Raw genomic sequence first — 25,163 nt, 5'->3', positions numbered from 1 at the left:
CGGAGGCGAAGGGTTCGCATCGACAGAAAATCCCAGACGCCGTGCGTCACAAAAGAAGTGGGTCCCGGCTTTCGCCGGGATGAGCGGAGTTGTTGGAGAGTATGTCGTGAACCCTGTTGCGCAAGTAAGGCACGACCTCGGCGTCGAACCAGGAATTCTTGCGCAGCCACGCCGTGTTGCGCCAGGACGGATGCGGCATCGGCAGGATCGTGGGCGCAAAGTCTCGCCAGGCCCGCACCGTCTCGGTCATGTTGTCCCTGGCCCGCGCGCCGAGCGCCCAGGCCTGGGCATAGCCGCCGACCAGCAGGGTCAGCTCCATCTGCGGCAGGGCGGCCAGCAGCCGGGGCCGCCACAGTTCGGCGCAGCGTCGCGGCGGCGGGTAGTCTCCGCCCTTCGGGGCCGTTCCCGGATAACAGAAGGCCTGGGCCGCAACGCCGATGCGGTGATCGGCGTAGAAGGTCTCGTAATCCACACCCATCCAGCCCCGCAGCCGGTCGCCGGACGGATCGGTGAAGGGCAGGCCGCTCTCATGCACGCGCCGCCCCGGCGCCTGGCCGCAGATCAGCAGCCGCGTCTGTGGAAAGACCCGCACCACCGGTCGCGGCGTGTGCGGGAGTTCGCCCAGACACGCCCGACAGGCGCGGATGTCGGCGAGGACGGCGTCGAGATCAGGCGCGGACCTCTCAGGCGAAGTCGTCATCGTCCTCGTTGACGACCGGCGGAAGCGCCGCCAGCGCCGCAGCGGTCTCTTCCGCCGTGGGCAGGCGCAGGCGGATCACGCCCTTCATGGCGTTCGGATCGATCGCCTTGCCCTTCTTGGTGATGGTCAGCCGGCCCTGGCGCATCAGGCCCAGCGCCACGCCGCGCACCTTGGGCATCATGCGCTGCCACTGTTCGGGTTGCAGGGCCTTGGCCACTTCGGCGGGTTCGATGCTCTTGCCATTGTCGCCCTTGGGGTCGACGCGGGCCAGTTTTTCGAAGATTGCGGTTTCGATGGGGTCGCTCATCGCGCCTGTATGAGGCATTGCGGGCGCGAACGTAAGGCAAGGATGACGGACATGGTCGCGAAACTGGCGGTGACCGAGGGCGAGTTCGCCGGTTGGCATACCTATGACCTGCACGGCACCTTCGACCAGGTGGTCGGCCCCTTCTATTTCAGGCCCGACCCCGACGGCCGGATGCGTTGCGCCTTTCGCGCCGAGCCCAAGCACATGAACGCGGGCAATCGCATGCACGGCGGCTGTCTGATGACCTTCGCCGACATCGCCCTGTTCCAGACCGCCTATCAGGAGATGGAGGGACGCAACGGCGTGACGGTGCAGCTGGACTCCACCCTGATCGACGGCGGCTATGTCGGGGAACTGATCGAGGCGACGGGAGAGGTCGTCCGTGCGGGGGGTTCGTTGATCTTCGTGCGTGGCCAGATCACGACGGGTCAGCGGACGTTGATGACCTTCTCCGGCATCATCAAGAAGTTCGACCTGCGGAACTGAGGTCAGGTCAGGATCACCGAGACCCCATAGTCGGCCAGAATCCGGTCGCCGGTGACGAGCGTCATGCCCTCGATCATCGCCTGGGCCACGATGACCCGGTCAAAGGGATCCTTGTGGATCGGCGGGAGGTTTCGGACCTTCCAGGCGTGGTCGGCTGTCACGGGCAGCCAGTCGGACATCGCTTCAACCTTCTGGCGCGCTTCCTGATCGAATATCAGACGCCCTGTCGAGGCCTTGGCGGCGATCTCCATCAAGGACGCCGTACTTACGAACAGGTCGTTGTCGGCGTCCTCTAAAGTCCGGATCACTGCGGGTGAAATCCGGATCGGACTTCCGAGCAGCCAGATGACGATGTTGGCGTCGAGCAGCAGCCGCATCAGCGCGTCAACGGCGCTGCTGTCTCGGCTGCGTGGGGCAAACCCTCGGGCTCCTCGCCATACCATTTGCGGTGCATATCGGCGTCGAAGGCTGACTCTTCCCAGCCGGGCTGGAGATTCATCTTTCCCTCCATACTGCCGAAGAGCGCCAGGCGCTTCTGGCGGATGGCCTCACGATCGACGACAGAGGGGTTGAGCGCCTTGAGCTCGACCACCGGCTTGCCTGCCCGGGCGATGATGACCTCTTCGCCCGCAAGCGCGCGTTCGATCAGCTTGGACAGCGTCGTCTTGGCTTCGTGGATGTTCGCGATGACGGCCATCCAGATAAGCTAGGCTAGCTAATCGGTCCTCGCAAGATCGAACCGGCCCGCCGCTTCCCACGGGCCGCCGCGATAGCGCCAAAGCAGCAGGGCCTCGGCTGTGGCGGTCCAGGGCGTGAAACCAGCGGCAAGGCGGTCGTGGAGAGCGGCCGCCTCCTTCGGATCGACCTTGTTCTGGATGGTGACGTGGGGTCGGAAACCCTGGCGATCCTGAGGGGTCAGGACGTCGGCGAAGCGCGCAGCGATCCGCGCACGGATCGAAATGAGTTCGGGGCTGACCAGCGTCAGGGCGACGCCCCGGCCGAGCTTGCGCAGACCCGACACCTCCAGCGCGAAGGGGGCGACGGTGCCGGCAGCCTCGGCCAAGGCGGCTGTGACCTCATCGGGCCGGTCGCCGGGCAGATGGTGGAACAGGGTCAGGTGCGCAGGGATCTTGTTCAGCGCCGGCGGGAAATGGGACCGGCGCAGTCCGTCGAGCCGCTCGAACGTCTCCGTATCGAACCCCAGGCTGACGATCAGCGGGTCGGTGTCGATCACGCGCCCGCAGACGCCGCCGGCCGCGCCCGGCAGGTCTCGTACCAGCGGTTCAGGGCGACGAGATCCTCGGGCGGGCGGACCTTGACCAAGCGGGCGAAGTCCAGGCCGATCGTGGCGACGATGTCGGCGATGGTGAACCGGTCACCGGCGATGAAGGCGTTGCCGGCGAGTTGGCGGTCCAGGGTGCGCATGAAACGCTCGGCCCAGACGCGGTTGTATTCGGCGACCTCGGCGACCTGAACGCCTTCCAGGGCGGCCAGGGCCGGGTGCGAGTGGCGCACGTTCAGCATCAGCGGATTGGCCAGATAGAATTCGCAGCGCCGCGTCCACATCTCGATGACCGCCTGTTCGCGGGCGTCGTGACCGAACAGATTGGGCTCGGGGTACATGGACTCCAGATACCGGCCGATGGCGACCGATTCCGAGATGGTCGTGCCGTCGTCGAGTTCCAGCGCCGGGACGTGGGGCACGCCGACCTTGCCGCGGTACTCGGGCGTCTTGTGGTCGCCGGCCATGATGTCGACCTCGACGATCTCGACGTCGGTGATGGCCTTTTCGGCCATGACCCAGCGGACCCGGCGCGGGTTGGGCGCGCGCTTCGAGGTATAGAGTTTCATCGGTGGATCCTGTGTTCGGCTCAGCCGAATATGGAGGCCGGCATGGCCCCGACAACCGCTGCCGTCATCAGGGTGGCGCAGAAGCCGGCGAACAAGGCTTTCCAGATCATGCCCAGCACCTCTTCGCGGCGTTCGGGCATCAGGACCGACAGGCCCGTCACCGTGATCCCGACCGAGCCGATGTTGGCGAAGCCGCACAGGGCATAGGTCATCAGCATCCGCGTCCGCTCGCTCATCTCGGCGGCCGGCACCTTGCCCAGTTCGATAAAGGCGACGAACTCGGTCAGGGTCAGTTTGACGCCCAGCAGCCAGCCCGCGCGACCGGCCTCCGAAGCCTCCACCCCCGTCAACCAGGCGACCGGCCAGAAGATCCAGCCCAGCAGACGTTCAAGGGTCAGGGGCTCGCCGAAGACCGGGATCCAGCCGATCATGATGTTGACCAGGGCGACCAGGGCCACGAACACGATCAGCACCGCCGAGATGTTCATCACCACCATCAGGCCGTCGGCCGTGCCCTTGACGATGGCGTCGATGGCCGAGTCGTATTTCAACGCCGAGCCGTAGTCGGCGACCGCCCCGCCCTCGCCCGCCTTTTCCGGGATCATGATCCGGGCCAGCAGCACCCCCGCCGGGGCCGAGACGATCGAGGCGACCAGCACATGGCCCGCCGCATTGGGCAGGACCGCCGACAGGATGGTCGCATAGGCCACCATGGTCGATCCCGCGACCGTGGCCAGCCCCACCACCATCATCAGAAAGATCTCGGACCGCGTCAGCTTGTCCAGATAGGCGCGGATCATGATCGGGCTCTCGATCATGCCCAGAAAGATGTTGGCCGCCACCGCCAGGGCCGAGGCTCCGCCGAGCCCCATGGTCTTCTGGAAGAGGAAGCCGAACCCCAGCGTGATCCACTTCAGGATCTTCCAGTGCCAAAGCAACGCCGACAGGGCCGAGATCACCAGGATCATCGGCAGGACGTTGAAGGCGAAGGTGAACAGGGCCCCCTCGTTGCCGACCACATAGGGCTGCTGTCCCCCGGCCAGATAGCCGAACACGAACTGCGCGCCCTTGGACGCCGCCACCGTCAGGCCGTCGACCGCGCCGGTGATCCCGGCCAGCACGACCTGCGATCCCGGAATGGCGAACAGCGCCAGCACCAGCAGGGCCTGCACCCCGACCGCGCCGAGCGCCAGCCGCCAGGGAAAGGCCCGCTTGTTCTCGGACAGCCCCCAGGCCGCCGCCACGATGACGATCAGCCCGAACAGGCTCTGAAGGTTCAGCAGGCTGAACATGATGATGGGATCCCCGAACTCCATCCACCTCTAGCGTCCGTCGCGGTCAGCGCAAGGCACCGGCAAGGTTGCGCGCGTTCATCGACCGGGTGAGACTGGGATCGCTACCACAGCCGAACACGGGGTCTTGTCATGAAAATCAACCTGAAGATGCTTGGTGCCGGTCTGGGGTTCGGTCTGGTCGCCTGTGCCACGCCGCCCGAGGCCGGTGGTGCAGGGCCCGTCATCGCCGACGATTTCGAGGCCTATGCGGTCGGTGGTCCGCCGGGCGGTCCGTGGGGCGTCCAGCAGGTGAACGGCACGGCCGTGATCGACGACACCCGGGCCGCCTCCGGGCACCGGTCGGTGCGGATCGACGTGGCGGGGACGGGCACCGTCTATCTGTTCAACCAGGGTGGCCCCCTGTTCCCTGCGGCTCGGGACGGACTGTCCGGGCGGATGAAGGTCTGGCTGGAGGAAGGTCCGCGTACGGAAATCCACTGGACCATCATCGAGGGACGGGGCGTGCGGCGCAGCGACGGCCATACCGGACTGGTCCGGTTCGGCGGCCAGTTGCCGATACCGAACGGATCGCGGCTGATGTCGAACTATGAGACGCCCGACGGCTATTCGGACCCTACCGCCCCAATGTCCGACTGCTGGGGCCATGCGGGCGAGGCCGACGTCATGCCGGAGGGACGCTGGGTCGATGTCGCCTGGAGGATCGCGCCGACCGGCCTGACCCTGTCCATCGACGGACGGCCGATCTCGGGGCTGGACGTCGGTGCCACGGGCCAGGGCTGCGTCCACCAGCCGGCGTCCTACGTCTGGGAACTGCCGGCGATGGAGCGGGTCAACATCGGCTGGGAGACCTATATCCCCGACGGCCCGCGCAGGCTCTGGATCGACGATGTCGAGATCAGCGACTAGCGGGGTACTCGCAGCTCACGGCCGCCAAGGCATGACCGAGTCCCCTCCGAACACAGCCCCGCGACGTCCGGCGTCCGAGAACAGGCCGTAGATCAACCGCTGCTCGGGTGCACTGACGGCGTCCAGCATCGCGCGGTGGTCGTCGGACAGGACGATGTCGAGGGCCGAGGCGTTGTCCACGATCTGTTGCGGGCGGCTGGCGCCGATCAGGGTGGTCGCCACGCCGCGTCGGCCGATGACCCAGGCCAGGGCGACACGGGCCGGGCTCTGGCCCGCATCGTCCGCCACGCGCTTCAGGGTCTCGACGATGGTCCAGTTGCGGTCCGTGAACAGGCTGTCGCCGAACGGATTGGCGCCGTCGAGACGATTGTCGCTCTCGGGCCGCGCCTCGCCGGCCACGGCCGCCTCGCGGGGGACGCCGCCGGCACGAGGGGCCCCGGCCTCGATCGCCGCGCGATCATACTTTCCGGTCAGCAGGCCGTAGGCGAGCGGGCTCCAGGGGACCATGCCCAGGCCGAACTCGGCCCCCAGCGGCAAATGCTCGTCCTCGATGTCTCGGCTGACCAGGGAATAGAAATACTGCATCGCGATCGGCCCCGGCCGGTTCGTGGCCCGCGCCAGGGTGGCCAGGCTGGCGACGTACCAGGCCGGTGCGTTGGAAATGCCCCAGTAGCGAATCTTTCCCGACCGAACGAGGCCGGCCATGGTCTGGAGCAGTTCGTCCGGCGGCGTGACCGAATCCCAGACGTGGACCCAGTAGAGATCGACATGGTCCACGCCGAGCCGCCGTAGAGACCCTTCCAGCGCGGTGTTGGTGTGCTTTGCGCCGTTGCCGCCGGCCAGACGCCCCTGCCCTGTGCCGAAGCCCGCCTTGGTCGACAGGACGAGGTCGTGACGCAGGCCCCGATCGGCGATGAACTGCCCGACCATCTCCTCGCCGCGCCCGCCGGCGTAGACGTCGGCCGTGTCGATGACGTTGCCGCCGCCGTCGACATAGGCGTCGAAGATCGCCCGGGACTGATCCTCGGCCGCGCCCCAGCGCGCGGTCCCGAACGTCATGGTGCCGAGCGACAGCGGGCTGACCAGCAGGCCGGAACGCCCCAGTGTGCGGTAATCGGAGAGCGACATCGAGGGTTTCCTAGTGATTGCTATGGAACCAGTGAAGCCCTTGCCGTCGCCGGTCAAGGGTTTCATAACGGACGCTATGAAAACGTCGCAGTCTTCATCGATCCGCAAGGCGGGCAGACCCCTGTCGTTCGATCGCGAGGCCGCCCTGGAAACGGCCATGCTGCTGTTCTGGCGGCATGGTTATGAGTCCACCTCGCTGGGGGACCTGACGGCGGCGATGGGGGTTTCACCGCCGAGCGTCTATGCGGCGTTCGGCAACAAGAAGGGTCTCTTTCTGGAGTCCGTTCGCCGCTACCTGTCGCATCCGACTTCGCCCCAGGAGATCATCGACGCGGCGGGATCGGCGCGCGACGCCGCCTTGGCCCTGATGTCGGGTGCGGCCCAGACCTTCACCGATCCGACGACGCCGCCCGGCTGTATGCTGGCCACCTCTGCCATCAGCGTTTCGGCCTCGGCCGCTGACGTTCAGGCCGAGCTGGCAGCTCTGCGCAACGCGGTCGAGGCCCACCTCAGACGCCGGATAGAACACGCGGTGGTCGACGGAGAACTGCCTGAAGACACCGATGCGGGCGCTCTGGCCGGGCACACCACAGCGGTCATTCAGGGGATGTCCACCCTCGCTCGCGACGGTGCCAGCCGCGACAAACTGCTGGGCGTTGTCCGGATCGCGATGCGGGCCTGGGGTTGATTGCACCCGGACGTTCGAGCGGGCGCAACGGAACAGGGTTCCTTGCAGGTCGCCTTGATCTCGGCCACGCTGTATGCACGCGCGGAACACGCCGATGAGCCCCAGACTATGAGTTACGAATCACGCAATCGCTCCGGCCCCGTCGCCGGCCCCGGCGTCGGACGGCACCTGCTGGTCGTCGACGACGATGACCGCATTCGCGAACTGCTGAAGGAATATCTGGCGCGCGAGGGCTATCGCACCACCGGTGCCGCCCACGCCGCCGCCGCGCGTCGGCTGATGGAGCTGATCGAGTTCGACCTGGTCATCCTGGACGTCATGATGCCGGGCGAGACGGGGCTGGAGCTCACGTCGTGGGTCCGGTCCAAGGCGCAGCTGTCCAAGACGCCCGTGCTGCTGCTGACCGCGCGCGGCGAGGCGTCGGACCGGATCGAGGGCCTGTCGCGCGGCGCCGACGACTATATGTCCAAGCCGTTCGAGCCCAAGGAACTGGCATTGCGGATCGAGGCGATCCTGCGTCGCACGGGCGGCAAGCCCCTGACGCCGCGCGAGATCCGGCTGGGCGAGGTGTCGTTCGACATGGAGCGGCTGGAGCTGTCGCGCGACGGCAAGCCGCTGCGTCTGACCGAGGCCGAGGCGCAACTGCTGAAGACGCTGGCCATCCATGCCCATTCGCCGGTCGAGCGGATGGACCTGTCGCCCGACACCGCCGACATCACCGGCCGCGCCGTGGACGTCCAGGTGACGCGCCTGCGCAGGAAGCTGGAAGCGGACCCGAAGAACCCGCGCTATCTCCAGACCGTGCGCGGCGTGGGGTATATGCTGGCGCCGGATTGATGACGGCGCTTTGGCTCCCTCTCCCATGGGGAGAGGGCTTGAGCGCCCGAGAGCGTAGCGATCGGTCTTCGCGCGAAAGGGTGAGGGGTTTCCCTCTCAGAATGACGCACCGTAACCCCTCACCCTTTCGGCTGGCGGATCGCTGCGCTCTCCGAGCCTCAAGCCCTCTCCCTATGGGAGAGGGACGCTGATGCGCTTCGTCCCCCCCGCCGTCCTCGGCCGGTTCATCAAGCGCAGGCTACCCGCCTCGCTGTGGGGGCGGTCGTTGCTGATCATCGTGGCGCCGATCCTGATCATGCAGGGGGCGGTGACCTGGGCCTTCTTCGACGCCCACTGGCAGAGGGTGACCGCCCGCCTGTCGGAGGGGCTGGCCGGGGACATCGCCTGGGCGTCAGAAAGCTATCGCGACGATCCGACGCCACAGAACCTGGCCGTCATCGCCGCCCGGGCGGAAAAGTCGATGCAGCTGTCCGTCGCCCTGAAGGAAGATGAGACCCTGCCGACCGAACAAAATCGTGGGCCGATCGGCCTGATCGACCGGACGCTGGAACAGGCCCTGGCCTCGCGGCTGGACCAGCCTTTCTGGTTCGACACAACCCGCTATCCGGCTTACGTCGATATCCAGGTGCAGGAGCCGAACGGAGTGCTGCGCATCATCGCGCCCCGCGAACGCGCCGTGGCGACCCAGGCCCATATCTTCGTGCTGTGGCTGACCATCGCCACCGTGCTGCTGATGTCGGTGGCCATCCTGTTCATCAGGAACCAGGTCCGTGCCATCGAGCGGCTGGCCGAGGCGGCCGAGGCCTTCGGGCGCGGCGAGATCCAGCCCCGGTTCAAGCCCCACGGCGCGCGTGAGGTGCGCCAGGCGGCGACGGCCTTTCTGGCCATGCGCGACCGGATCCAGCGCCATATCGACCAGCGTACCGCCCTGCTGGCCTCGGTCAGCCATGACCTGAGGACGCCCCTGACCCGGCTGCGGCTGGAGCTGGCGCTGGCGCCGCCCTTCAAGCGTCAGACAGCGATGAAGGGCGATCTGGACGAGATGGAGCATATGATCGACGAATACCTGGCCTTCGCGCGCGGCGAGGCGGGTGAGGCGGCGCAGATCATCGACATCGCCGCCCTGTTGACCTCTGCCGGCGAGGACGCGCGCCGGATAGGGGCGGAAGTCGAGGTCCAGGCGCCGGAGGGGCTGAAGGCGACGTTGCGCCCCATCGCCATCCGTCGCGCCCTGAACAACCTGGCAGGCAACGCCGCAGCGCACGGCGAGCACGTCCGCCTGTCGGCCCGCGCCCTGGCGTCCGGCGGGATCGAGATCGCGGTCGAGGATGACGGCCCCGGCATCCCCGAAGAGATGCACGAAGAGGCGTTCTCGCCCTTCTCGCGCCTGGATGAAAGCCGCAACCAGAACACCAAGGGCGTCGGCCTGGGCCTGGCCATCGCGCGCGACGTGGCGCGCGGGCACGGCGGGGACATCACCCTGGATCGCAGCGACATGGGCGGGCTGAAGGCGCTGATCCGGCTACCGGGGTAGGGGCGTCTTGCGGAAAGGCGGTGCCGGGCGCATCTTCATCGGGACAGGGACCCATGGAGATCATCATGCGCAGGTTCGCCTTCTTCGCCCCCCTCGCCGCCGTCATGGCGGTCGCCGCCGCCGCCCAGGCCGAGCCCGCCAACCAGCCCCGGATCGGCGCCCCGTCCGTCACCGTGACCATCGGCGGCGATCTGATCGAGGACGTCGAAAAGCTCGGCGAGCGTGACGTCAACTGGCAGATCGACGACCTGAAACAGACGGTCGAGCGCGAACTGGCCCGCAGCGGTGCCCTGGCCGGGGCCCAGGTCAATCTGGTGGTCACCGACCTCAAGCCCAACCGCCCGACGATGCAGCAGTCGATCGACCGCCCCGGCCTGTCGATCTTCGACAGTGTCTCGATCGGCGGTGCCACGATCGAGGGCGAGGTCGTCACCGCCGACGGCCAGCGCCTGCCGGTCAAATACTCGCGCTACTCCAACAGCATCGCCGACGTCTTCGGCTACAACACCTGGGAAGAGGCCGACCGTGCCTTCGACCGTCTGGCGTCCAACCTGTCACGCGGGCGGTTGGTCAGCCGCTAGCACTTCGGTCTCGGCGACGCTGCCGGCATGATGAAGCTAGCGACCCCTCGGCTAGTCTCTGACCAGGCGATGGTGCGAGTCATCATCTTCTGCTTTCTGTGCCTGCCAGTCACTTTCGTTCTGTTTATCCTCCTCACGATGTCTCAGGGTGGCGGAACGAACGCACTCCTCCGCTTGATGTCAGCGACGTTGGCGCTCTGGACCAGCAGTCTGCTTCTGGGGCCGGTCGGCGGCGTGATCTTTCAGAAGCTGAAATGGCGCTGGGCGACTTGGATCAGCGTCGCGGTGCCTCTTACGCTCAGCCTGGCAATGGTCGTGATGCTGATCCTGTTTTTCACGGGCGCGGCATAGGCCTGACCGGCCGTTGACGTCGGTTTGAACGAAGCGTCCCGCGACTACCGCGCCAGCTCGCGCGCCCGCGCCAGCGCCGCCGTTACCGCCGCCTCAACCGATGCGTCCAACGCCCGCCCATTCGCCAGCGCTTTCAGCCCCGCTTCCGTGGTGCCGCCGGGCGAGGCGACGCGGGCGATGAGGTCGCCGAGCGGCGTCGCCGGATCGGCCGAGGCCGCCGAGCGAACGGCCCCGCGCGCCAGCCTGAGCGCGCTGTCCGCGTCCAGCCCCTGCGCCTCCCCCGCCTCGGCCAGGGCGCGGGTGAAGGCGTGGACGTAGGCGGGGCCGGAGCCGGCGACGGCGGTGGCGACGTCGATCAGGACTTCCTGATCCAGATCGACGGTGTCGGCCAGGGGGTCGAACAACGCGTGGGCCGCCTCGCGCGCATTGCGGTTGGCGGCATAGATGGCCGCCACCCCCTGCCCCGTCGCCACGCCGGTGGTCGGCATGACCCGCGCCACCGACCGGCCGAGGAAGGCCTCTGAAATCGCCTCGTCGCGGACCCCGGCCATGACCGAGACGATCACCGCTCCCGGATCGAAAGCGTCGGACAGGCCCTCGGCGACCGAGCGCCACAGGGCGGGCTTGACCGCGAGGACCACAGCGCCCGCCTCGGCCAGCGCTGATCGGTCGGGGTTCAGCCGGGCCCCGCGCAGGGCGGCGGCCTCGGCGACGGGCTTGGACGAGGGGCTGAGGATGATCAGGCGGCGCGGGTCGAACCCCGTCGCCAGCCAGCCCTCGACGATGGCCGAGCCGAGCCGGCCGCAGCCGACCAGAACGACGGGGGCGTCCGGCGCGATCACGCCGTGCCGACGGTCTCGAACAGGCAGGAGTCGATCGCCTCCTGCGGCTTCTTGTTGCCGCGGATCATGAAGTCGAAGGCGGGATAGTAGCGATCCGCCGTCTCCACCGCCGCGTCGATCATCGAGGCGGCCTGGGCCAGGGTCGGGCGTTCGCCGTGCGGCAGGGCCAGGGAGTGGCGGAAGACGATCTCGCCGTCCTCGGACCAGACCTCGAAATGGCCCATCCAGGCGCGCTGGTTGACCAGGCTGACCAGTTCATAGGCGGCGTTGCGACGCGACTTGGTGGCCCGCAGGTCCAGCGCGCAGCACAGCTGAAGGCAGTCGCCCTCGGGCCGCCAGGCGAACCACAGCTCGTAATCCTTCCAGTCGCCGGCCAGGGCGAAGGCCAGGTCGCCGTCGTCCGTGCGGTCGAACGGCAGGTTCTCCGCGTTCAGCACGTGTTCGACCACGTCCAGCGGATCGTAGGGAACGTCGACCTCTTCGGGGCCCAGTGCGTTCATAGGTCGGTTCCAGCGGCGTGTGAGAGGGAACGCGAGTCACGCCCCTCCAGATTACGGTAAACGTGTTCGCGGATTCGGCTCAACCCGCTGCGTCCTCAGCGGGAGTTCCGCCTGTGGAGGTTCCCGTGGCAGGCTTCTTCGCCTTGGCGGCAAAGGCGGCGTTGAGGACGGTCAACTGGTTGCGCAGGGCCGCGACCTCGGCCTTCAGGGCGTCGAATTCGTCGCGGCGCACCAGGTCCAGCTCCGCGGCAACGCGGTCGGTCTGGCTGCGGAAGGCGGCCTTGGCCTCTTCGCCCGCGGCCTGGGCCAGGCCCATGGCGCCGGTGGTGATCTTGGCGAACTCGTCGAGGATCGGGTTGCGGGTCTGCATGGCGGTCTCCGTGGCCACCGACTCGGGCGGGCGGCCGTGGTTAAGGAAGGTTTACGCGATATGGTGAACGAAACCTTTCCGTCGATGCGACTTATAGCCTGCGTCGTGTCGAAATCGAGATCATGGATGTCGCCATGGCGTTCACCCGGATGGCTTTACGAGGGGCCGCTTGCTAAACGACGGGGCCAAGCCGCGCGGAGCCTGCGTTCGTGATCTTCCCCGAGTTCGACCCGGTCCTGATCCAGCTGGGGCCGCTGCCGATCCGCTGGTACGCCCTGGCCTATGTCGCCGGCATCGTGCTGGGCTGGTGGTACGCCGGCGTCCTGATCAAGCGAAACAGCCTTTGGGCACCGAAGAAGCCGCCGATCACGACGGTCCAGCTGGACGACCTGGTGCTGTGGATCACGCTCGGCATCATCCTGGGCGGCCGGTTCGGATACGCCCTGTTCTACAAGCCGGTCATGTATCTGCAGCTGTTTACCGGCGACAGCTGGGGCGAGCGGCTGGAGCTGTTCCAGCTGTGGACCGGCGGGATGTCGTTCCACGGCGGCCTGCTGGGCTGTACCGCCGCCGTTCTGTGGTTCGCCTGGAAGAACAAGCTGTCCACCCTCAGCGTCGGCGACATGGCCCTGGCCACCGCGCCGATCGGCATCTTCTTCGGCCGCATGGCCAACTTCATCAACGGCGAGCTGTGGGGCCGCGAGACGACCGTCCCCTGGGCCATCCGCTTCTGCAACGATCGTATCCTTTCGACCTACGGGATATGCCCGGCCGGCGACGTGCCGCGTCACCCCAGCCAACTGTACGAAGCGGGTCTTGAGGGGCTGCTGCTGTTCGGCCTGCTGTCGCTGGCGATCTGGAAATTCCGGCTGCTGGCCAAGCCCGGCTATGTCACCGGCCTGTTCCTGGTCGGATACGGCCTGTCGCGGATCGTGCTGGAGAATGTGCGCCAGCCCGATGTCGGGCTGGACAACCTGCCGCTCGGCCTGACCATGGGCATCCTGTTGTCCGTGCCGATGATCGCCATCGGCGGCTGGCTGATCTGGCGGGCGTGGAAGACGGCACCGGTCGCGGAGCCCGAAGCGGAACCCACGGCGACGTGAGCCTGAAGGCGAGACTGGTCCGCGAGATCGTCCTGACCGGACCAATGACGGTCGCCGACTATGTGCTGCGCTGTCTGCATGATCCTCAGGAAGGCTATTACGCCACCCGGCCGGGCCTGGGCGTCGACGGCGACTTCATCACCGCGCCGATGGTCAGTCAGATGTTCGGCGAACTGGTCTGCCTGTGGGCCGCCGAGATCTGGCGCCGGCTGGGAAGCCCTGCGCGGTTCACCCTGGTCGAGGTCGGGCCCGGCGACGGCACCCTGATGGACGACATCCTGAGGACCGCCCGGCGCGCGCCGGGGTTCCTGGAGGCCTGCGACCTGATCCTGATCGAACCCAGCCCGGTCCTGAGGGACGCCCAGGCGCAGCGGCTGGAGGGCGCTGCCCTGACGCCGCGCTGGGTGGCGTCACTCGATGCCATCGACGCCGACGCGCCCGTGATCCTCGTCGCCAACGAAATGCTGGATTGCCTGCCGGTGCGCCAGTTCATGAGGACCGCCGAGGGCTGGGCCGAGCGCTGCGTCGGGGTCGATGAGGCCGGCGACCTGATCTTCGGCCTGACGGCAGCCCCGGCGGGTTTCACCCCGCCCCCCTACCCCGTCGAGATCGGCCAGGTCGTCGAGACCTCGCCGCATCAGGCCCAGTTCGGCCGGGACTGCGCCGCCCTGCTGGTCCAGGCCACGGGTGCGGCCCTGCTGATCGACTATGGCCGCGACACGCCGGGGCCGGGCGACACCCTCCAGGCCCTGAGCCGGCACAAGGCGGTGGACCCGCTCGTCGGCCCCGGCGAGGCCGACCTGACCCAGTGGGCCGATTTTCCCGCCGTCCTGGCCGCCGCTGCGACGGCCGGTGCCGGAACCACCGCCTGCATCGGCCAGGGCGACCTTCTTCGTGCCATGGGGATCGAGGTCCGGGCCGCCCGGCTGAAGGAAGCCCGACCGGACGGCGCGGCCCTGCTGGACCGCCAGATGAACCGCTTGATCGCCGACGACGAAATGGGGACGTTGTTCAAGGCCTGTGCGATCTTCGCGCCCGCCGCCCTGTCCGTGCCGGGATTCGAGACATGACCCCTGCCCTGCCTGAACCGATCACTCATCCGCTACTGACGAAGGCCGGGGTTCGCCACGGGTTCTTCACGCGACGGGGCGGGTTTTCCACCGGGATCTTCGACAGTCTGAACACCGGCCTGGGGTCCAGCGACGACATCGCGGCCGTTGAGGAGAACCGCCGCCGGATCGCGCAGACCTTCGGCGGCGGTCCAGACGACCTGGCCGCCTGTTACCAGATCCATTCGGCCATCACCCGTGTCGCGGAAGGGCCGTGGCGCGGCGACCGGCCCGAAGGTGATGCGGTGGCCACCGCGACGCCCGGCGTCATCTGCGCCGTCCTGACCGCCGACTGCGCGCCGGTGCTGCTGGCGGACGCCGAGGCCGGGGTGGTCGCGGCCGTCCACGCGGGCTGGAAGGGGGCGCTGGGTGGGGTGGTGCAGAGCGCGGTCGCGGCCATGTCGGCGCTCGGCGCGCGCCCGGAGCGCACCGTCGCCGTCGTCGGCCCCTGCATTGCCCAAGCCTCCTACGAGGTCGGGGCGGACTTCCAGGAACGGTTCGAGAGCGTCGATCCGGACAGCGCGCGGTTCTTCATGCCTGGCATGGCGGCGGACAAGCGGATGTTCGACCTGCCGGGCTTCGTGCTGGGACGGCTGGAACAGGCGGGGATCGGCGAGGCGGCGTGGACCGGCGACGACACCTGTGCGGATGAGGCGCGGTTCTTCTCCAACCGCCGGGCGTTCCAGCGTGGGGAGCCGGATTTCGGACGGTTGATGAGTGCGATCTCGATGAGTTGATCCCTCTTACATAGGGAGAGGGACAGCCTTTACCCCACCCGCGCCAGTTCCGGCACGCGGACGGTCTCGCGCCAGCTCTGGGGGTTGGCCAGCAGTTCGCGGACCAGCAGGTTGTTAAGGGCGTGGCCGCCCTTGTAGCCTTCGTACCGGCCCAGCAGGGGCGCGCCCAGGACGTACAGGTCGCCGATCGCGTCCAGCGCCTTGTGCTTCACGAACTCGCGTTCCATCCGCAGGCCGCCCGGGTTCAGGATGTCGTCCCCGTCGATGACCACGGCGTTCTCGAGGCTGCCGCCACGGGCCAGGCCGGCCTGACGCAGGGCCTCGACCTCATGGGCAAAACCAAAGGTGCGGGCGGCCATGATGTCGGAGCGGAACGTTTCCTCGTCGACGACGAAGTCCACGACCTGGTTGCCGATCACGGTGTTGTCGAAGTCGATCTCGAACCGCATCTCGTAGCGGTCGCACGGATACAGGGCCGCGTGCTTGTCGCCGTCGGTCACGTGGATCGGCTCCAGGATCTCGATGTAGCGGACCGGCATGGACTGGGGCCGGAAACCCGCGCGGTCCAGCAACTGCACGAACTGCAGGGCCGAACCGTCCAGGATCGGCAGTTCGGGCCCATCGACCTCGACCACGGCGTTGGAGATGCCGAGCGCGCAGAACGCCGCCATCAGATGCTCGATCGTCGACAGGCGCACGCCCGCCGCATTCTCGATCATGGTGTTCAGGCGGGCGTCAATGACCGCCTCGCCCGAGACGGGGATGCGGTTGTCGCGGTCGGTGATGTCGGTGCGGACGAAGACGATACCCGTGTCCGGCGCGGCCGGACGGATGGCCAGACGCACCCGCTGGCCCGTGTGCACGCCCACGCCCGCGCAGATCGCAGGGGCGACGATGGTCCGTTCGTGATGATCGGGACGCAGCGGCAAAGTGGGGAACTCTCGTGCGGGCGGCGAGGGGGAGCCGCCGATGACACTTTGGTATCGCCTATGCGACCAGACGGAAACCAAAGTCAGGTTTCGGATTGTTTCGTCTCCCTCCCCCGAAGTGGGGAGGGAAGATCGCGCAGCGATCAGGCTGGGGAAGTGTGCCGCAAAGGAGGTCGTGGTGGTTCACACGGCCCCACCCGGGCTTCGCTTCGCTTCGCCGTCCCTCCCCACTCCGGGGGAGGGAGACGCAAAAAAGGCGGCCCCTGCGGACCGCCCCTTCTGTTGCCTGTTGCTCGTTGCCCGTTGGCAGCGAAGCTAGTTGGCCAGGCGTCGCAGGAAGGATGGGATTTCCAGGTCGTCTTCCTCGGCCGACAGTTCAGGCGCGGCCTGGGCCGATCCGGTCTGGCGCATCTGGGGCGCGGCGGGGGCGACGTAGTTGGACTGGGCGCGCGGCTTCTTGGAGCCGAACAGGCTCCAGCCCGACTTGCGATGATCGCGATCGTCATAGGCGGGCTCGGCGGCCTGACGCTCCATATAGAGTTCGCCCTGGGCGGTGGCGGCGGCGGGCGTCGCCTTGCGGCCGTGATCGGCCTCGAAGGCCTCGACCCAGGGATCGACGATGGGCTCCAGGGCACGGGTGGGCTCGGCGACGTGGATGACCGGCTCGGGCGTGCGCGCGACGACGGGTTCCGGCGTGGGCTGGAAGGTCGGGACGATCGGGGCCTGTTCGACACGGACCTCGGCCGCGCGGGCCATCTCGGCACGGACGGGTTCCGGGCGAAGCGCTTCCTGGCGGATCGGCTCGGGACGGACGGGAGCCACAGGACGGCGGGTGTCGTGGAAGGCGCTGGTCGGGGTCGGCTCGGCCTTGACGGCACCGACCTCGTCCATGCCGGTGGCGACGACGGAGACGCGGATCTTGCCTTCTAGATTGGGATCGAAGGCCGCGCCGAAGATGATGTTGGCGTCGCCGTCCACCTCGGCCGAGATGGCGTTGGCGGCCTCGTCGACTTCCAGCAGGGTCATGTCCAGCCCGCCGGTGATGTTGACCAGAACGGCCTTGGCGCCCTTCAGCGACGTCTCGTCGAGCAGCGGGTTCGCGATGGCGTTCTGGGCGGCCAGCAGGGCGCGGTCGTCGCCGGTCGCCTCGCCGGTGCCCATCATCGCCTTGCCCATTTCGGACATGACGGCGCGGACGTCGGCGAAGTCGAGGTTGATCAGGCCAGGCAGGATCATCAGGTCGGTGATCGAGCGAACGCCCGAATGCAGCACCTGGTCGGCCATCGCAAAGGCGTCGGCGAAGGTGGTGCGTTCGTTGGCGACGCGGAACAGGTTCTGGTTCGGGATGACGATCAGGGTATCGACATAGCGTTGCAGCTCGGCGATGCCCGCATCGGCCAGGCGCATGCGGTGGCGGCCTTCGAAGGTGAAGGGCTTGGTCACCACGCCGACGGTCAGGATGCCGCGATCGCGCGCGCATTTGGCGATGATCGGAGCCGCACCGGTGCCGGTCCCGCCGCCCATGCCGGCGGTGATGAAGATCATGTGCGCGCCTTCGAGGTGCGCGTGGATTTCGTCGGCCGACTCCTCGGCCGCGTTCATGCCGACCTCGGGGTGAGCGCCGGCACCGAGGCCTTGCGTGATCGTTTCGCCCAGCTGGATGCGGCGGTCGGTCTTGGCGAACGACAGATGTTGGGCGTCGGTGTTGGCGACGACGAACTCGACCCCTTCAAGGCCGGCGTCGATCATGTTGTTGACGGCGTTGCCGCCTGCGCCACCGACGCCGAAGACGACGATCCGGGGCTTGAGTTCCGTGGCTTGAGGACGCACCAGCGAGAGAGACATTTTGAAACCGACCTTTTCCGACCCTGCCCCCTTACCGGCCTCCTGATCCGCCCCGCCGAATCAGAAGGTTAATGGGCCCGTTAAGGAAACACCCATCACCGTTAAGGGAAGGTTACCGATTAAGGTGAGTCGGACTCGCGTCGAGCAAAAAGGTTAACCTTGACCGCAGGATAGGCCCCACAGGACCGGCCAAGCCTGGGTCCATCCACAGGTTTCAACGAAAAAGGGCGGCTCGTGAGAGCCGCCCTTTCCGTATCCTTGGGACGTGAAGTCCTACCAGACGCGCCAGTTCAGACCGACGTTGAAGCGACGACCGTAGGGGTCGAAGTTCGAGTAGAGGGTCGTTCCCAGCCACGGCGACTGCTCGGCGTCGAAGACGTTGGTGACGCCGGCGCGCAGGGTGACGTCGTCCGTCAGGTCGTAACGGACGTTGAAGTCGTTACGGACGAAGTTGCCGCTTTCGCGATAGGCCAGGGGCTGGGTGTCCAGGTTGAGGATCAGGGTCCGCAACTGGCTGATGTCTTGCGACGACTGCCAGTCGGCGATCCAGCTGACCGTCACGGTGTCGGTCGGTGCCCACTGGAGCGTCGAGGTGAAGCGGACGCGCGGGTAGAACAGCGAGGAGGCGTTCTCGGTGAAGGCACCGGGGTTGGCGATATCGGTGAAGAACTTCTGCTCGATCAGCCAGGAACCGTTCAGCGAGTAGTTGAACTGACCCCAGTTGCGACCCAGCATTTCCTCGGTGTCGAACGAGTAGCGCGCCGTGAAGTCCAGGCCGCGAACGGTGCGCTTGGCGAAGTTCACCGAGCCCTGGATGAAGCCGCCGATCGGATCGGTCGTGCCCGTGCCGCCGACCTTGAAGGCCTCGGAGCGGAGAACCGCCGTCGTGCCGGCCGCGGCCGGGTTGTTGCGGAAGATGGTCGCGCAGGCCGCGGTGTTCAGGGTCGGGCCGCTGACGCAGTTGGCCGCTGCGGCCGGGGCCGTCACCGCCGCGATCACATTGGTGATCTCGATCTCGTAGTAGTCGAGCACCAGGTCCAGGTTCGGGATGAACCGGGGCTGGAACACGGTCGAGAAGGTGAAGGAGTCCGACTCTTCAGGCTGGAGGAACGGGTTGCCGCCGTTCACCCCGGCGACGCCCGAAGCGTACAGCGGAGCGTAGTCATCGTCCGGCGAACCGGTGGTGCCGGCGAAGTCATAGGCCAGACCCTTGGCAGCGGCCAGGGTGGTGCAGTTGGCGATCCGGTTGGCGCGGATGTCGGCGGCCAGGGTGGCTGCCGTGATGCTGGCCGTGGAGCAGGGATCGACGAAGCCGTTCGAGAAGGTCTGGCTGCGCGGCGAGAAGTTCTCACCCAGCGACGGCACGCGGATCGAGGAGTTGAAGCTGGTCTTGAACGCGATGTCGCTGACCGGGCGATAGACGAAGTTGACGCCGTACACTTCGGTTTCGCCGACGGTGGAGTAGTCGGCGTAACGGTACGAACCGCTCAGTTCGGCGTATTCACCCAGGAAGCTGTCGCGGATCAGCGGGATCGATAGCTCGGCGAAGGCTTCCTGCGAGTCGTAGGAGGCTTCCGGGAAGTCGGCACCGGTGTTCAGGAACAGGAAGCGATCGCCGGTCGTGGTCGAACGACCGATGCCCGAGGTGGTTTCCTTGCGGTATTCCGCGCCCAGGGCGACGCCGATGGCGCCGGCACCCCAGAAGTCCCACAGCTGTCCGGACACCGAAGCGATGGCGTCTTCCTGCTGGTTCTCTTCGTTGACGGTGATGAAGGCCTTCACATAGTCGAGGCCGGCCTGGCTCTGGTTGCCGGCACCGAAGATGTTCAGCGGCTGGCAGGAATTGATCGAGGCCAGGGCCGTCGGGCTGTTGCGCAGATCGCCACCGCGGAAGGCGTCGGCCAGTTGACCGGAAGCGACGGTCGGGTTCTGGGCGACGATCAGCTTGGCGCGGCAGACGATGGCACCGGGGGTGCCGAGAACGCCGGCGGTGTCGACTACGGAATCGGCCGCCCAGTTGAAGCGCTCGACGTCGACGCCGTTCTCGATGTTCGTGTTCTCGACCTTGCCGTAGGTGTAGGAGATGTCCCAGTCGAAGTTCTTGACGAACAGAACGCTGTCATAGGACCCGTTCATGGCGACGACGTAGCGTTGCAGGTCGCGCGTGTTGTCCTGGAAGCGCTGGGGCCCGAACAGGCGGTGGTCGGCCCACTGGCGGTTGGTGGTCGTCGCTTGCGCGGTACCGGCCGCCGTCACGGTCGGAGCGTTGTAGGTCACGACCTGGTTGGCCAGAATGGCGGCCTTGACGTTCGCCGGCAGGAAGGCGTTGTCCGAATAGCGCATCTGGAACGTGCCGGTGCCGAGCAGGGTGTTGACCCGGTTGGCGGCGGTCACGTCAGCCAGATAGACGTCGAAGAAGGTCGGCTGAGAGGCGTCGATCGTGCTCTCGGTGATGTACTTGGCTTCGGCGTACAGGTTGATGCTGTCGGTGACGGCGAAGGTGCCGCCGACCTGGTAGCGCTGCGATTCCGAAGACGGGATACGGTTCTCGGTCGCGAACAGGACGGGCGATTCGCCGTCGCCGCCGATGTTCAGCGGGCGGCTGGCACCGGTGTTGCCCAGGCGCTGGCCGAAGTTGGCCAGACGGGCGGTCGTGCCTTCATACCAGTAGGTCTTGGCCGGATCGACCGAATAGCAGGCCGCGGCGTTGTAGGCCGTGCAGGACGCGATCGGCACGTTCGGTTCATTCAGCGCGCTGGGCTGCTGGTTGTTGGCCAGGGTGGTCGAACCCCACCGCGGGCGATCCAGGCGGCGCATTTCGTTCGACATGATGATGATGTTGTCGAGCTTGCCGTCGTCGTTCGGGCCGTTGGCGGCCGCGGTCGGATCGGCGTCGATGCCGAAAAGGGTCGGCGAGCGGCGCAGCCAGTCGATGTCGGTCGACAGGACTTCATCGATCTTTTCGTATTCGGCGTGGGCGTACAGGTTCAGGCGGTCGTCGAAGAAGTTCTGGCCGATGACGGCCGAGACGCGCTTGGATTCCTGGCCGTCCTGGTTGATCCAGGCGTAGTTGGCGTCGACTTCGAGACCTTCGAAGTCCTTGCGCAGCACGAAGTTCAGCACGCCGGAAACGGCGTCAGCGCCGTAGACCGACGAGGCACCGCCGGTGACGATCTCGATGTTCTGGATCAGCAGGCGGGGAATGGTGTCGATGTCGACGGCCAGCGAGCCGGCCTGCGAACCCACGTGACGGCGACCGTCAACCAGGGTCAGGGTACGGCCGGTGCCCAGCGAGCGCAGGTTCGGCAGCGACAGACCACCGTCGTTCAGGCCCGAGCCCGTGGTGTCCGAAGGCACGACCGAGTTCGACAGGGCGGGGATGGTGGCCAGGTAGTCGATCACGGTCGACAGGCCGGTCTGCAGCAGTTGGTCCTGCGTGACCTGGATCAGCGGCGTCGGGGCCGTGGTCGGGTCGCGACGGATACGCGAACCGGTGACGACGACTTCTTCGACCTGGGTCTCGTCGTCCTGGGCGGCCGGGGCCGTCTGGGCGAAGGCCGGAGCCGAGGCGGCGATCATGCCCGCGATGATCGTCGTGCCGAAGAGATACTTGCGCTTCAAAAGCATTTTGGAGGCCCCAACGTTAAAAACAGAATCGTGGCCCCGGAGAGTTGGACCACGCGCTGCTGTCGGGATTAGAGGAAAATGGCGGGGTCGCAACCATTGCGACCGCTTTGCGGCCACACTTCGGTCTGGATGTTACAATCGGGTCACAGTCCGGACACGGTGCCGCGACGCTTATGCAACTGGGATATCAGAGGTTTTCGCGAAGCCAGCCTGCTGCCCGTGCGACAACGTTGCCACGATGCACCTTGGGGGCGTCGGCGGCCGAAATCTGGCGCGACATCAGCTTGCGGGCCGAGACCGCCTCGCGCGGACCATAGGCGGCGCGCAACAGCACGCCGGCCGAGGAACAGAAGGCCGGGCCCGATGCGGCGTCGGCCATGTGCGGCGCGCGCTGGGGCCGGCCCAGCCGCACCGGCCGGTCGAACACCCGCACGGCCAGTTCGCGCACCCCGTTGAGCTGGCTCGCGCCGCCGGTCAGGACCAGGCCCGCGCCCGGCTCCAGACCCACGCCCGCGTTCCGCAGCCGGTCGCGCAGCAGCTCCAGCGTCTCCTCGACGCGCGGAGCGATGACGGTCTTGAGCATGGCGCGGGGCACGATGACGGGGCCGGCGGACGGGTCCTCGCCACGGGGCGGGGCCTCCAGCATCTCGCGGTCCTCGTTGGCGCTGGCCATGGCCGAGCCGTGCAGGGTCTTGAGCCGTTCGGCCCCGGCCTTGGACGTCGAGAGGCCGCGCGCGATGTCGGCCGTGACATGGTCGCCACCGACGTTCAGCGACTCGATGTGCAGCAAACTGCGTCCGCCCCAGACGGCGGCCGAGGTCGAGCCTCCGCCCATGTCGATGCAGACACAGCCCAGGTCCATCTCGTCCTCTTCCAGCGCGGCGAGCGACGAGACGACGGGGGCGGCGGCCACACCCTGAAGGTCCAGGTGGGCCAGCTCCAGGCAATGGCTCAGCGAAGCAAACGCGCTCTCGGCCATGGACACGACCAGCAGATCGAGGCCCAGCGACGCGCCGCGCATGGCGCGCGGATCGTGGACGCCACGCGCGCCGTCCACCGACCAGCCGATCGGCAGGACGTGGATCGGGCGGCGATTGGGGTAGCGGATCTGGGCCAGGGCCATGGCGATGGCGCGGGCCAGGTCGCCGTCACCGACCGGATTGGCCCCCAGCGACACCCTGGCCTGGACCCGGTGGCTGGCCATCTGGCCGATGGCGGTTGAGACGATGACGCCCGACACGGGCGCGCCGGCCGAGCGTTCGGCGCGCTCGACGGCCTGGCCGATGGCCTGGGCCGCCTCGTCCATGTTGACGATGGCCCCGCCGCGCACGCCGCGCGACTGGACGTGACTGGCCCCCGCCACGCGGATGGTACGGTCGGCGTGACGCACGCCCTCGGGCTTCATGATGAAGCAGGCGACCTTGGACTGGCCCAGGTCGAGCGCGGCCACCACGGGCGCGCGGGCGGCCTTGGCGGCCTCGGTGGCGGGATCGCTTCTGCGTCCGGTCATCGGGAAAGCCTCACTTCAAACAGGGTCACGCGGGGGCCGCTCCAGCGCCGGGGCGCACGGCGATAGTGTCGGGGGTTCTGAGATCGACGCGGGCGAACCCGAGGTCGAGCAGCCGGTCGCGCTGATCCAGCGCATCCAGCCGGATCAGGGCCGAATCCTGATCGACGGCGGGCAGCTGGATCAGGCTGCCGTCCTTGAGTCGCAGGTCCCAGCGGCGCTCATCGACCCGCACCATGGCGTCGATCCGCCCGGCCAGGCGCGGACGCTGGGCCAGCAACGGCAAAAGGTCGGCGGCGGCGGTGTCGGCACCCTTGCCGACGACGAGAGGCAACTGGGGATAACGACCGGCGTCAGCGCCCGGGATGGCCTTGCCGTTGGCGTCGATGACGAAGGTCTTTCCGCCGGTCTGCCAGACGGCCAGACGGTCGTGTTCCGTGACTTCGACGATCAGGGTGTCGGGCAACAGACGCACCACCCTCGCCTCCTTGACCCAGCCCACCGACTGGACCCGGCCACGCAGGGCGTCGAGATCGAGACTGGTGATCGGCTGGCCGGCCTGAAGTTGCAGCGCCTGCTGGATCGCCGGTGTGGCTTCGGCCGAGGCTCCCGTGATGTGGACGCGACGCAGCGACAGGCCCATGCCAGCGGTCATGCTGTCCATGCCGTGGCTCAGGGACGCGCCGATCCGCTCGGCCCGTGCGCCCGTGGCCAGAACGGCCCCCAGAACGACGACACCGGCGAGAATGGAAATGACGACGGCGCGGGGTGACAGGTCGAGCTTGCCCACCGCCGCGAACTTGCCGCCGACGACCGGAGCGTTTCCGCCCCCGCGCGCGCCCTTGGCCTGACCGCCCCGCTTGGGGGAGGTCGCGCCGCGCTGGGGAGCCGATGCCGAACTCTGTCGCCGACCGCCGCGAACTACCGCGGGCATGAGGCGTCCTCCACGATCCACCGGACAAGGTCTTGATACGACATCCCGACATAGGCGGCCTGCTCTGGCACCAGAGAGGTCGGGGTCATGCCGGGCTGCGTGTTGACCTCCAGAAAGACCAATTCGTCCTTAACATCGTCATAACGGAAATCGCTTCGCGACACCCCGCGACAGCCCATGGCGGTGTGCGCCAGTTCCGCCTGACGCAGCGCCGCCTCGAACACGTGATCGGGCAGGACGGCCGGCAGCACATGGACAGAGCCACCGGGCGCGTATTTGGCCTCGTAGTCGTAGAAACCCTTGGTCGGGGTGATGTCGGTCACCGTCAGGGCGCGCGGCCCGGACGTATCCCCAACCACGGCGACGCACAGTTCCTTGCCGGGGATGAAGGGCTCGACCATGACCAGGTCGCCATAGGTCCAGCTGTCCTCGCCGACTTCCGTGACCGGGCCGTTGGCCCCCTCGCGCACCACATAGACCCCGACGGACGACCCCTCAGCATTGGGCTTGATCACATAGGGGGGTGGGATGACGTGGCCGCGCGCGACCTCGTGCCGGTCGAACAGCCCGCCGCCGGGCACGACGACCCCCGCGGCGCTCAGCACGGCCTTGCACTTGTCCTTGTCCATCGACAGGGCCGAGGCCAGGACGCCGGAGTGGGTGTAGGGGATGTCCAGCGTCTCGAGCACGCCCTGGACACACCCGTCTTCGCCCCAGTCGCCGTGCAGGGCGTTGAAGACAACGTCGGGTTTCAGATCGGCCAGCACCTGAGCCAGGTCGCGTCCCGCGTCGACGCGCGACACCCGGGCGACCTGCCCTTCCAGGGCATCGGCGCAGCCCTTGCCGGAGGTCAGCGAGACCTCGCGCTCCGAGGACAGGCCGCCCATCAGGACGGCGACGTGAAGCTCGGAAAGCGGACGGGACATCGTGTTCCGGGGACTGGAGGGAGCGGCCGATGCCCTTGATCCCCCCGCCATGGTTTACACCGCGTTTACT

27 protein-coding genes are annotated in these 25,163 nt (G+C 67.5%); 10 read left to right on the top strand and 17 right to left on the bottom strand.

Translation table 11 applies throughout. The features are described 5' to 3' along the window. Nucleotides 1-46: 46 nt before the first annotated feature. Entirely contained in the window at nucleotides 47-700 is a 654-nt protein-coding gene (locus O5K39_RS07240; protein WP_271146602.1) for a uracil-DNA glycosylase family protein, read from the bottom strand. Continuing rightward, nucleotides 684-1,007 carry a DUF3253 domain-containing protein gene (locus O5K39_RS07235; protein WP_271146601.1) on the bottom strand — a complete coding sequence of 108 codons (324 nt, stop codon included), beginning with the start codon at nucleotides 1,005-1,007 and terminating at the stop codon, nucleotides 684-686. Before O5K39_RS07235 ends, O5K39_RS07240 begins: the two co-directional genes overlap by 17 nt. 51 nt (nucleotides 1,008-1,058) lie before the next feature. Here O5K39_RS07235 and O5K39_RS07230 point away from each other — a divergent pair, with 51 nt between their 5' ends. Beyond that, nucleotides 1,059-1,493 (top strand): PaaI family thioesterase, encoded by a 435-nt coding sequence (locus tag O5K39_RS07230; protein WP_271146600.1) that lies wholly within the window; start codon nucleotides 1,059-1,061, stop codon nucleotides 1,491-1,493. Nucleotides 1,494-1,495: 2 nt separating this feature from the next. Here O5K39_RS07230 and O5K39_RS07225 read toward each other — a convergent pair whose 3' ends face one another. The 5 genes from O5K39_RS07225 to O5K39_RS07205 are packed head-to-tail and all read right to left on the bottom strand — an operon-like array spanning nucleotide 1,496 to nucleotide 4,636. Beyond that, on the bottom strand, nucleotides 1,496-1,870 hold the full coding sequence (locus O5K39_RS07225) for a type II toxin-antitoxin system VapC family toxin (protein ID WP_271146599.1): 375 nt from the start codon (nucleotides 1,868-1,870) through the stop codon (nucleotides 1,496-1,498). Further along, nucleotides 1,870-2,190 (bottom strand): type II toxin-antitoxin system Phd/YefM family antitoxin, encoded by a 321-nt coding sequence (locus tag O5K39_RS07220; RefSeq protein WP_271146598.1) that lies wholly within the window; start codon nucleotides 2,188-2,190, stop codon nucleotides 1,870-1,872. Before O5K39_RS07220 ends, O5K39_RS07225 begins: the two co-directional genes overlap by 1 nt. Before the next feature lie 18 nt (nucleotides 2,191-2,208). Next, nucleotides 2,209-2,727 (bottom strand): 2'-5' RNA ligase family protein, encoded by a 519-nt coding sequence (locus O5K39_RS07215; RefSeq protein WP_271146597.1) that lies wholly within the window; start codon nucleotides 2,725-2,727, stop codon nucleotides 2,209-2,211. Further along, the gene (locus O5K39_RS07210; protein WP_271146596.1) at nucleotides 2,724-3,344 is read right to left on the bottom strand and encodes a glutathione S-transferase; all 621 of its coding nucleotides are present in this window, start codon (nucleotides 3,342-3,344) and stop codon (nucleotides 2,724-2,726) included. Before O5K39_RS07210 ends, O5K39_RS07215 begins: the two co-directional genes overlap by 4 nt. 20 nt (nucleotides 3,345-3,364) lie before the next feature. Continuing rightward, nucleotides 3,365-4,636: a nucleoside transporter C-terminal domain-containing protein gene (locus O5K39_RS07205; protein WP_271147120.1), complete on the bottom strand. Its 1,272-nt coding sequence runs from the start codon at nucleotides 4,634-4,636 to the stop codon at nucleotides 3,365-3,367. Nucleotides 4,637-4,768: 132 nt separating this feature from the next. On the opposite strand from O5K39_RS07205, the gene O5K39_RS07200 reads away from it, so the two are divergent. Then, a complete protein-coding gene (locus O5K39_RS07200) occupies nucleotides 4,769-5,545 on the top strand; it encodes a hypothetical protein (RefSeq protein WP_271146595.1) in 777 nt (258 codons plus the stop codon). 15 nt (nucleotides 5,546-5,560) lie between these two features. On the opposite strand, the gene O5K39_RS07195 is transcribed toward O5K39_RS07200, so the two are convergent. After that, nucleotides 5,561-6,673: an aldo/keto reductase gene (locus O5K39_RS07195; RefSeq protein ID WP_271146594.1), complete on the bottom strand. Its 1,113-nt coding sequence runs from the start codon at nucleotides 6,671-6,673 to the stop codon at nucleotides 5,561-5,563. Nucleotides 6,674-6,749: 76 nt separating this feature from the next. Between O5K39_RS07195 and O5K39_RS07190 the strand changes: the two genes are divergently transcribed. From O5K39_RS07190 to O5K39_RS07170, 5 genes are all read left to right on the top strand, one after another. Continuing rightward, nucleotides 6,750-7,361, top strand: a complete 612-nt coding sequence (locus O5K39_RS07190) for a TetR/AcrR family transcriptional regulator (RefSeq protein ID WP_271146593.1) — start codon at nucleotides 6,750-6,752, stop codon at nucleotides 7,359-7,361. A 108-nt stretch (nucleotides 7,362-7,469) separates the two neighbouring features. Beyond that, entirely contained in the window at nucleotides 7,470-8,198 is a 729-nt protein-coding gene (locus tag O5K39_RS07185) for a response regulator transcription factor (protein ID WP_271146592.1), read from the top strand. Between the two features lie 190 nt (nucleotides 8,199-8,388). Continuing rightward, entirely contained in the window at nucleotides 8,389-9,732 is a 1,344-nt protein-coding gene (locus O5K39_RS07180; protein WP_271146591.1) for an ATP-binding protein, read from the top strand. 65 nt (nucleotides 9,733-9,797) lie between these two features. Next, nucleotides 9,798-10,313 (top strand): hypothetical protein, encoded by a 516-nt coding sequence (locus O5K39_RS07175; RefSeq protein WP_271146590.1) that lies wholly within the window; start codon nucleotides 9,798-9,800, stop codon nucleotides 10,311-10,313. A 69-nt stretch (nucleotides 10,314-10,382) separates the two neighbouring features. Further along, the gene (locus O5K39_RS07170; protein WP_271146589.1) at nucleotides 10,383-10,664 is read left to right on the top strand and encodes a hypothetical protein; all 282 of its coding nucleotides are present in this window, start codon (nucleotides 10,383-10,385) and stop codon (nucleotides 10,662-10,664) included. Nucleotides 10,665-10,708: 44 nt separating this feature from the next. Here O5K39_RS07170 and O5K39_RS07165 read toward each other — a convergent pair whose 3' ends face one another. From O5K39_RS07165 to O5K39_RS07155, 3 genes are all read right to left on the bottom strand, one after another. Next, nucleotides 10,709-11,506, bottom strand: coding sequence for a pyrroline-5-carboxylate reductase dimerization domain-containing protein (locus O5K39_RS07165; RefSeq protein WP_271146588.1), 798 nt, complete (start codon nucleotides 11,504-11,506; stop codon nucleotides 10,709-10,711). Continuing rightward, complete coding sequence (locus O5K39_RS07160) at nucleotides 11,503-12,006, bottom strand: YbjN domain-containing protein (RefSeq protein ID WP_271146587.1); 504 nt, start codon at nucleotides 12,004-12,006, stop codon at nucleotides 11,503-11,505. The genes O5K39_RS07165 and O5K39_RS07160 overlap by 4 nt, the downstream gene beginning before the upstream one ends. A 79-nt stretch (nucleotides 12,007-12,085) precedes the next feature. Beyond that, the gene (locus O5K39_RS07155) at nucleotides 12,086-12,376 is read right to left on the bottom strand and encodes an accessory factor UbiK family protein (RefSeq protein WP_271146586.1); all 291 of its coding nucleotides are present in this window, start codon (nucleotides 12,374-12,376) and stop codon (nucleotides 12,086-12,088) included. A 209-nt stretch (nucleotides 12,377-12,585) separates the two neighbouring features. Between O5K39_RS07155 and lgt the strand changes: the two genes are divergently transcribed. Genes lgt through pgeF form a run of 3 tightly spaced genes read left to right on the top strand, consistent with a single transcriptional unit; the run spans nucleotide 12,586 to nucleotide 15,325 of the window. Then, nucleotides 12,586-13,479, top strand: a complete 894-nt coding sequence (gene lgt / locus O5K39_RS07150; RefSeq protein ID WP_271146585.1) for a prolipoprotein diacylglyceryl transferase — start codon at nucleotides 12,586-12,588, stop codon at nucleotides 13,477-13,479. Continuing rightward, the gene (locus O5K39_RS07145) at nucleotides 13,476-14,549 is read left to right on the top strand and encodes an SAM-dependent methyltransferase (RefSeq protein WP_271146584.1); all 1,074 of its coding nucleotides are present in this window, start codon (nucleotides 13,476-13,478) and stop codon (nucleotides 14,547-14,549) included. Before lgt ends, O5K39_RS07145 begins: the two co-directional genes overlap by 4 nt. Further along, nucleotides 14,546-15,325 (top strand): peptidoglycan editing factor PgeF, encoded by a 780-nt coding sequence (pgeF, locus tag O5K39_RS07140; RefSeq protein ID WP_271146583.1) that lies wholly within the window; start codon nucleotides 14,546-14,548, stop codon nucleotides 15,323-15,325. The genes O5K39_RS07145 and pgeF overlap by 4 nt, the downstream gene beginning before the upstream one ends. 29 nt (nucleotides 15,326-15,354) lie before the next feature. On the opposite strand, the gene lpxC is transcribed toward pgeF, so the two are convergent. The 6 genes from lpxC to O5K39_RS07110 form a co-directional block, all read right to left on the bottom strand. After that, nucleotides 15,355-16,254: a UDP-3-O-acyl-N-acetylglucosamine deacetylase gene (lpxC, locus tag O5K39_RS07135; protein ID WP_271146582.1), complete on the bottom strand. Its 900-nt coding sequence runs from the start codon at nucleotides 16,252-16,254 to the stop codon at nucleotides 15,355-15,357. 315 nt (nucleotides 16,255-16,569) lie between these two features. Continuing rightward, the gene (ftsZ, locus tag O5K39_RS07130; protein ID WP_271146581.1) at nucleotides 16,570-18,099 is read right to left on the bottom strand and encodes a cell division protein FtsZ; all 1,530 of its coding nucleotides are present in this window, start codon (nucleotides 18,097-18,099) and stop codon (nucleotides 16,570-16,572) included. A 273-nt stretch (nucleotides 18,100-18,372) separates the two neighbouring features. Beyond that, nucleotides 18,373-21,726 (bottom strand): TonB-dependent receptor, encoded by a 3,354-nt coding sequence (locus O5K39_RS07125; protein WP_271146580.1) that lies wholly within the window; start codon nucleotides 21,724-21,726, stop codon nucleotides 18,373-18,375. Between the two features lie 187 nt (nucleotides 21,727-21,913). After that, nucleotides 21,914-23,236 carry a cell division protein FtsA gene (gene ftsA, locus O5K39_RS07120; RefSeq protein WP_271146579.1) on the bottom strand — a complete coding sequence of 441 codons (1,323 nt, stop codon included), beginning with the start codon at nucleotides 23,234-23,236 and terminating at the stop codon, nucleotides 21,914-21,916. A 25-nt stretch (nucleotides 23,237-23,261) separates the two neighbouring features. Then, nucleotides 23,262-24,167, bottom strand: coding sequence for a cell division protein FtsQ/DivIB (locus O5K39_RS07115; RefSeq protein WP_271146578.1), 906 nt, complete (start codon nucleotides 24,165-24,167; stop codon nucleotides 23,262-23,264). After that, complete coding sequence (locus O5K39_RS07110) at nucleotides 24,155-25,093, bottom strand: D-alanine--D-alanine ligase (protein ID WP_271146577.1); 939 nt, start codon at nucleotides 25,091-25,093, stop codon at nucleotides 24,155-24,157. Before O5K39_RS07110 ends, O5K39_RS07115 begins: the two co-directional genes overlap by 13 nt. Nucleotides 25,094-25,163 lie beyond the last annotated feature (70 nt).

Origin of the sequence: Brevundimonas sp. NIBR10 (genome assembly GCF_027912515.1) — a bacterium.
Taxonomy (GTDB): domain Bacteria; phylum Pseudomonadota; class Alphaproteobacteria; order Caulobacterales; family Caulobacteraceae; genus Brevundimonas.
The sequence above is the reverse complement of the archived record's forward strand: the minus strand, read 5'-3'. Positions and strand labels throughout refer to the sequence as shown.